Origin of the sequence: Alloiococcus otitis ATCC 51267 (assembly GCF_000315445.1) — a bacterium.
Taxonomy (GTDB): Bacteria; Bacillota; Bacilli; order Lactobacillales; family Carnobacteriaceae_A; genus Alloiococcus; species Alloiococcus otitis.
In genome coordinates this window covers 106111-114165 of sequence record NZ_JH992962.1, presented here as the reverse complement: position 1 = coordinate 114165, position 8055 = coordinate 106111, and the positions used below count along the sequence as shown (strand labels likewise).

At 44.5% G+C, this 8055-nt stretch carries 5 protein-coding genes and 1 rRNA gene; all 6 read right to left on the bottom strand.

What is annotated here, in order from left to right:
• Nucleotides 1–35: 35 nt before the first annotated feature.
• Nucleotides 36–1584: ribosomal RNA gene (locus HMPREF9698_RS08170) — 16S ribosomal RNA — on the bottom strand.
• 536 nt (nt 1585–2120) lie between these two features.
• Nucleotides 2121–3353 (bottom strand): AI-2E family transporter, encoded by a 1233-nt coding sequence (locus tag HMPREF9698_RS08165; RefSeq protein ID WP_003779199.1) that lies wholly within the window; start codon nt 3351–3353, stop codon nt 2121–2123.
• 64 nt (nt 3354–3417) lie between these two features.
• Entirely contained in the window at nt 3418–4932 is a 1515-nt protein-coding gene (gene lysS / locus HMPREF9698_RS08160; protein ID WP_003779195.1) for a lysine--tRNA ligase, read from the bottom strand.
• A 73-nt stretch (nt 4933–5005) separates the two neighbouring features.
• On the bottom strand, nt 5006–6025 hold the full coding sequence (dusB, locus tag HMPREF9698_RS08155; protein ID WP_003779192.1) for a tRNA dihydrouridine synthase DusB: 1020 nt from the start codon (nt 6023–6025) through the stop codon (nt 5006–5008).
• Between the two features lie 291 nt (nt 6026–6316).
• Nucleotides 6317–6577, bottom strand: coding sequence for a hypothetical protein (locus HMPREF9698_RS08150; RefSeq protein ID WP_147292215.1), 261 nt, complete (start codon nt 6575–6577; stop codon nt 6317–6319).
• 7 nt (nt 6578–6584) lie between these two features.
• Nucleotides 6585–7826, bottom strand: a complete 1242-nt coding sequence (locus tag HMPREF9698_RS08145; protein ID WP_169315230.1) for an ATP-binding cassette domain-containing protein — start codon at nt 7824–7826, stop codon at nt 6585–6587.
• Nucleotides 7827–8055: the final 229 nt, after the last annotated feature.

Below are 8055 nucleotides of genomic sequence, written 5' to 3'. Positions count from 1 at the left end.
GTGCAAGTTCCCCTGCCCTTTGGCAGGATCCTTAGAAAGGAGGTGATCCAGCCGCACCTTCCGATACGGCTACCTTGTTACGACTTCACCCCAATCATCCAACCCACCTTCGACGGCTGGCTCCAAATGGTTGCCCGGCCGGCTTCGGGTGTTTCAGACTCTCGTGGTGTGACGGGCGGTGTGTACAAGACCCGGGAACGAATTCACCGCGGCATTCTGATCCGCGATTACTAGCGATTCCGACTTCATGCAGGCGAGTTGCAGCCTGCAATCCGAACTGAGAATGGCTTTGGGAGATTAGCTAAACCTCGCGGTCTCGCTACTCGTTGTACCATCCATTGTAGCACGTGTGTAGCCCAGCTCATAAGGGGCATGATGATTTGACGTCATCCCCGCCTTCCTCCGGTTTATCACCGGCAGTCTTGCTAGAGTGCCCAACTCAATGCTGGCAACTAACAATAAGGGTTGCGCTCGTTACGGGACTTAACCCAACATCTCACGACACGAGCTGACGACAACCATGCACCACCTGTCATTCTGTCCCCGAAGGGAACCCTTCATCTCTGAAGGTGGCAGAAGATGTCAAGAGCTGGTAAGGTTCTTCGCGTTGCTTCGAATTAAACCACATGCTCCACCGCTTGTGCGGGTCCCCGTCAATTCTTTTGAGTTTCAACCTTGCGGTCGTAATCCCCAGGCGGAGTGCTTAATGCGTTAACTCCAGCACTGAAGGGCGGAAACCCTCCAACACTTAGCACTCATCGTTTACGGCGTGGACTACCAGGGTATCTAATCCTGTTCGCTCCCCACGCTTTCGAGCCTCAGCGTCAATCATAGCCCAGAAAGTCGCTTTCGCCACTGGTGTTCCTCCATATATCTACGCATTCCACCGCTACACATGGAATTCCACTTTCCTCTGCTACATTCAAGTCCGCCAGTTTCCAATGCCGTTCCACGGTTGAGCCGTGGGCTTTCACATCAGACTTACCGGACCGCCTGCGCTCGCTTTACGCCCAATAAATCCGGACAACGCTTGTCACCTACGTATTACCGCGGCTGCTGGCACGTAGTTAGCCGTGACTTTCTGGTTGGGTACCGTCAAGGGATAGGCAGTGACTCCTATCCGTGTTCTTCCCCAACAACAGAGCTTTACGAACCGAAGTCCTTCTTCACTCACGCGGCATTGCTCCATCAGGCTTGCACCCATTGTGGAAGATTCCCTACTGCTGCCTCCCGTAGGAGTCTGGACCGTGTCTCAGTTCCAGTGTGGCCGATCACCCTCTCAAGTCGGCTACGCATCATGGCCTTGGTAGGCCTTTGCCCTACCAACTAGCTAATGCGCCGCGAGGCTATCCATAAGCGGTAGCAGAGCCACCTTTCATTTCCCCAGCATGCACTGGGAAAACCGATGCGGTATTAGCACCCGTTTCCGGGTGTTATCCCCCTCTTATGGGCAAGTTCCTCACGTGTTACTCACCCGTTCGCCACTCCGCCTCTTCCTGCAAGCAGGAAGATTTGGCGTTCGACTTGCATGTATTAGGCATGCCGCCAGCGTTCGTCCTGAGCCAAGATCAAACTCTCGTTTTAAAAGAGTTCAGGTTAACACCTGTTCTATCTTGGTTCATTGTTGTTATAAGTTTTCAAAAACTTATAAAAGCACTTGAATTGTCTCGCTTTACAAAGGTAAAGCTTAAGACCCTTGCACTTCTTGGTGTTTATCTTATTTAGTTTTCAAAGATCGAGCTATCTCTAGCTTGCTATTTTCGACAAGCCACAAGAAATATTGTACCATTTAAAATTATTTTTGCAAGTCTTTCTTTAAAAAAGATTTACTTTACATTTACATTTTCTTTATAAAATGGCAACTCGCTTAACAAAATCATTATATGATATTCTTCACTAATAGTCAATATCCATATAAAATTTTGTCAAATTTATTTTTTTGCTTTAGCCACCTATCTCGGCGACAAGTAACATAGTATCAATTTCCTATTGGCCTGTCAAGTTGTTTTTGCTAATAAATTGGCTTCTAGAGTAATCAAGCTAAAGCTAGATGGATTGCTCATCCTGAGGCTTTAATAGTTAAAAAGACAGGCAAAATCCTGCCTGTCTTTTGGTCTTTCTTATGAGTTTAGTTCTTTTTTGTAAAGGTATTCGACGTATTCATCCTTGGTTTCTAGAATATCCTTGTCACCATATTTCTTGGAATCCCAACTGTCTACTTCATATTCTCCAGCACGGTCGCCAAAGTATTCATTGTAGCGAGATTTAAACATCATGTAGAAGTGGATGACAATAACTTTTAAGATGGCATACATTGGGATACCAAAGACTAGACCGAAGAGACCAAACAAGTCTCCCATGACCAGTAAGGTAATAATAATGGTGACCGGGTGGATATTTAACCTTTTACCCATAACATTGGGTTCGATGAAGTTCCCTTCGGCAAATTGGATAATGGCCCAAACGACTAGTAATAGCAGGACTTCGGTAAAGGAATCAAAAGCGGCGATAAAAATAGCAGGAATAAAGGTTAAAATTGGGCCAATATAAGGGATAAGTGAGAGGAAACCGCCCAAAACACTTAGGGCAACAGCGTAATTGAGGCCAATTAAGGTAAAGCCGACAAACATCATCACCCCATTGGCAATAGCCACAATCAACTGGCCCTTAATGTAGGCCCCTACTTGCAAGTTGACTTCCGCCCCAATCCGGATCAAACTCTTCCGCCAGGTCGGTGGAGTCACAAACAGGAGGCCCTTAATTATTTTCTCTTCGTCTTTTAGTAAGAAAAACAAGATAACAGGAAAGATCCCAAGGGTAAAAACAACGTTTGTAACACTGGAGACCACATTGGATACATTGGTTATGCCTTGGCTAAAGATTTGGCCTAGGTTGTCAAATAAGGTATTGGATAAGTCCTGCAAACTTTGAAGAATAGTATCGAAGAAATCATTGGCTGGCAAATTAGCTAAGAGGTCTTGGATGCTTGAGAAAACATCGTTCAGAAAGACAGGGAAGCTTTCAATTAAGTTAGCGATTTGTTCGCTTAAGACTGGAATTAAGATGGCTACCAAAACGGCTAAGAAGATCAAAATAATGACAAAGACTAAAGAAGTAGCCCACATTCGGGACATTTTCTTCTCAAACAAAGAGACAAGGGGGTCTAAAAGATAGTAAAACAGAACGGCTATAATAATGGGCATTAAAATGTTAGAGAAAATAACGATGATGGGGGTAAAAACAAAATCCACCAAGGTTAAAATCAAAATAGTTAACGAAATTAAAAAGATGACAGCAAGTGTGTAAAGTAAGTTACTGCCACCTAAAAACTCAATCCATCTGGTTTTTTTCATTCGGCACTCCTCTTCAGTATGTAGCCTGGGCATTCTTTAGAAAATGCCCAGAAGTTTACATTTTTTAACGGTCAATATTCTTCATGGTTGGGAACAAGACAACATCCCTGATGGTGTGGGCATCTGTTAAGAGCATGACTAAACGGTCGATCCCAATTCCCAATCCTCCTGTTGGCGGCATCCCATACTCCATAGACTCAAGATAGTCTTCGTCTACCTCATGGGCTTCATCATTGCCGGCTTGTCTCTCTTTGACCTGGGCTTCAAATCTTTCCCGTTGGTCAATCGGGTCATTCAACTCGGTAAAGGCATTGCCATATTCATGGCCAGCAATAAAGAGTTCAAAACGATCGGTAAAGCGTCCGTCTTCAGGATTTTTCTTGGCAAGAGGTGAGATAGCGGTTGGGTGGCCATAGACAAAGGTGGGCTGGCGGAGCTTATCTTCCACAAATTGTTCAAAGAATTCATTGACCACGTGCCCATACTCGGCATAGTCTTCTACTTCAACCTGGTGGTCTTTGGCAATTTGACGGGCCTGGTCATCGGTCATCTCTTGCCAAAAGTCAACACCAGTCTCTTCCTTGATCAAGTCCACCATATGCTTCCGGTCCCATTTTTCTTCCAGGTTGATGGTCTCGTCCCCATATTCAATGACAGTAGTCCCTTTGACATCCTGGGCGACAGACCGGATCAAGTCTTCGGTTAGGTCCATCACGTCCCAGTAATCTTGGTAGGCAGTATAGACTTCCAGCATGGTAAATTCAGGGTTGTGGGTGGCATCGATTCCTTCATTTCGGAAGACCCGACCAATTTCATAGACCTTTTCCATACCGCCGACAATCAAGCGTTTCAAGTGAAGTTCTAGGGCGATCCGGAGGTAAAGGTCAGTGTTCAAGGCATTGTGGTGGGTAATAAAGGGTCTCGCTGCTGCCCCTCCGGCCTGGTTGTGGAGGAAGGGGGTTTCGACTTCTAAATAGCCTAGGCCATCCATATGCTTGCGGATAGCCGAAATAATCTGACTCCGTTTTTTAAACCGGTCCAGGCTAGCTTCATTGGCAATTAAGTCCAAGTAACGTTTACGATATTTCTGCTCAACATCAGTTAAGCCGTGGTACTTGTCCGGAAGGGGTCTGAGAGCCTTAGACAGGTGGGTAAATTCTTGGGCCCGTACTGTCACTTCTCCGGTGTTAGTTTTCATAATCCGGCCCGAAATACCGATAAAGTCACCAAGGTCAGCCGATTTATAAATTTCATAATCGTCTTCCCCTATTTCGTCTTGGCGGACATAGATTTGTACCTGACCATTCTTATCCTTGAGGTGGGCAAAACCAGCCTTGCCCTTGCCCCGTTTAGACATGATCCGGCCTGCAATGGTGACATGGCTGTCTTTTTCTTGCAGTTCCTCTTTCGAAAAGCTTTCATAGTCCCTTATAATCTGGTCTGAATAATCGGTTCGGTCAAACTTGCTACCAAAAGGGTCTAATCCCTTGTCAGCCAAGTTTTTCATTTTTTCTTGCCGGACCAACATCTGGTCATTCAAATTTTCAGTATTTTGATTAGAAGTATTATCCTGACTCATTTCCTTAACTCCATTCTATTGTAGTCTTCCAAGATTTTCATAGTAATAGTAGCAGTGTCAAGCAAATGGATGGTTACCGACTGGCCCGGGCTTGACGTCTGGCCCGTCGTTTAGCTAATTTTTCCTCTGCTGCAAGGCCAGCAGCATCCAAAATTTCAATCACCTTGTCTGGGTCTGTTTGTTCATTAACCTTGACCTTGGCCTTAGCTGATCCAGGGAAACCTTTGAGATAGTAGGAAGCATGTTTGCGGAATTCCTTGCTAGCCACCACTCGTCCTTTGAGGTCAACCAAACGCCGCAAGTGTTCTTTAGCAGTTTCAATAACCTGGCTAGGACTAGGTTGATCCAGGACTTGGCCAGTTGCCAGGTAGTGGGTTAATTGCTTGATTATCCAAGGGTTCCCTAAGGCAGCCCGGCCCACCATCAAGGCATCAGCCCCAGTTACTTCAAAAGCCTTGTCCACATCTTCTGGAGTCCGGATGTCCCCATTAGCAACGAAGGGAATGGACAAGGCTTCTTTGACCTGGGCTAAAATGTCCCAATTGGCCGATCCATCATACATTTGCAACCGGGTCCGGCCGTGCATGGCTAGCATTTGGGCCCCAGCCTTTTGAGCTGCCAAGGCATTTTCAACTGGCCACAGGTGGTCATCATCCCAGCCAGTCCGCATTTTAACTGTCACTGGAAGGTCAACCGCCTCCACCACCCGGGAAACCAGGTCATAAATATTGTCTGGGTCAAGCAAGAGCTTGGATCCGGAATCATTTTTGGTGATTTTAGGAACAGGGCAACCCATGTTGATGTCAATAATAGCAGCATCCGTTTCTCTTTCAATAAATTGGGCTGCTTCAACCATCGTCTTGGCTTCGCCCCCCATAATTTGGATGCTCAAGGGGTACTCATTTTCTTCAATATGTAGCATCCGCAAAGTCTTCTCATTGCCGTGAATGAGGGCCTTATCACTGATCATTTCACAAACAACCAAACCTGCCCCAAATTCTTTGGTGATTGTTCGAAAAGCCGAATTGGTCACACCAGCCATGGGGGCCACCACGATCTGGTTGTCTATTTCAATATCTCCTATTTTCCACACAAATTTTAGCCTCATCTTTCCATTCCAATTATTCAGACAAGCTTTATCCTAACACACTATCATCTTACCATAAAGTTAAACTGGTTCGGTCCACTTAACCATAAACTGATGCAAAAGAAAAGTCTGCAATTGCTATTATATCACGACTTCCCCCATAGCGTAACAGACTCTTGTGAATTTATACCGAGTCTTGAGTCATGTTTATTTTGACACAAAATTAAACTAAGCGTGGACAGAAAAAAAGCCAGGTCGCCTTTCTTTTTGCGACCTGACTTCTTAAGTCAAGAAAATTTAGTCAATTTGATATTTGTCAGCTTGAAGTTGGAAGATCTGTGAAACACGTGTTTTTTTGTCTTTGATCAAGTCCTTCAGGCAACCATCTTCCTTGACTTGGCCCCCTTCCAAGTAAACAGCACGATCCACTAACTTCAAGGCGGAAAAACGGTGGGTTACTAAGAGAAGAGTCTGATCCTGACTCATATGAGACATGGACTGGATGAAGTGGTCTTCATGCGTGGCATCTAAAGAAGCTGAAGGTTCATCAAACACCATCAGACCACTAAGCCCGGGCCAGCGAAATAGCTTGCCACTGACCACCTGACAAGTCTCTTTCCCCTTCAAAATCATTGGTTAAGATTTGGTCAAGGCCCTTAACAGAATGTTTTACAATTTCTGTTAGACCAGCAAATTGGACAGCTTGCTTTAGCCAAAAGGAACTATTCTCCTTGTCCAACTTGGATAGCCAGATATTTTCAGCTAGAGTGAGCGGGTAATGAGCCGGGTCTTGGAAAACCACTGTCAATAATTTTCGATAATCTTCGATTTGAATCTTTTGAATATCCTGACCATTTAACATGATCTTCCCCTTATCAGGAATATAGAAACGAGTCAATAATTTGATCAAAGTTGTTTTACCTGCCCCATTTTCACCAAGAAGGGCGATGAGGTCTCCATTTTTGATCGTCAGGTTAAAATTTTTTAATACATTACGGTCCGCGTGGGGGTATTTGAAATCAACTCCTTTAAACTCAATTGTAAATTCTTGTCTATTGTTAGTTAAAAGGGGCTGGTTAACTTCCGGCACGTCGGAAGGAAGAGTCAGGAAACGGAAGTATCTTTCCATATACAAAAGTGTATCGTAAAGAAGGGTTGATTCTTCGACCAGACTCGTCAGGCTATCCCAAGCCATAAATAGGGAGGATAAAAAGACTAAAATGTCTCCAGGCTTTACTTGCCTAGATAAAGACCGACGGATCATCCACCAAAAAGCCAAAGCAATACCTGCCGTTCCTATTAGGCTAAAGATTAAGGACACGGTTAATTGCTTATAGCGTACTCGTTTGACATCTGCTTGACCTACTTTAAAAGCTGACTCATACTTGTCTATAAAGAAAGAACCCAAATTGTAAAGTTTACTTTCTTTGACAAAGTCTTTAGTCAATACGGCTGACCGGTAGTAGTTCATCTTACGAGCTTCTGGACTTTTTGTTACCAAACTTTCAAAAGCCTCCCTTTGCAATCGATAGCTAACTAGAACCTGGGGAAGAATGGCTAGGAAAATAAAAAGAGGCAGCCAGGGGGTATATGAAGCCAAAATGATGAGAATAGCAATTCCAGTTACCAAACTACGACTAACCCCAGCCATAAAGACGATCAAGTTAACCGGGCGCCAATCCGCTTCTTCGCCAAGTAGCTGTATATCATCATAAAAACTAGGGTCTTCAAAATAAGCTAATCCCTTTAAATTAGATGCCTTGGCCATCAAATTTTGATTAATGTGAGCAATCATCTGGTCAGTCATCAAACCCTGAAACACCATTTCTAAAGGCCTTAAGCAGGACTGGACTAAGCTAAGAACAAGCCAAAGCAAAAAGAGAAGGACAATGACATTGCCCGAGCCATTGACTTCTAGACTTATTTGGTTGACCAAACTTCTAGATATCAAAAGACTAAACGGAAGAATTAGGCCCTGGCCAGGAATGACTAGTAGGAGAGCTATGGTATATGTTTTTGACGATGACCAATAAAGC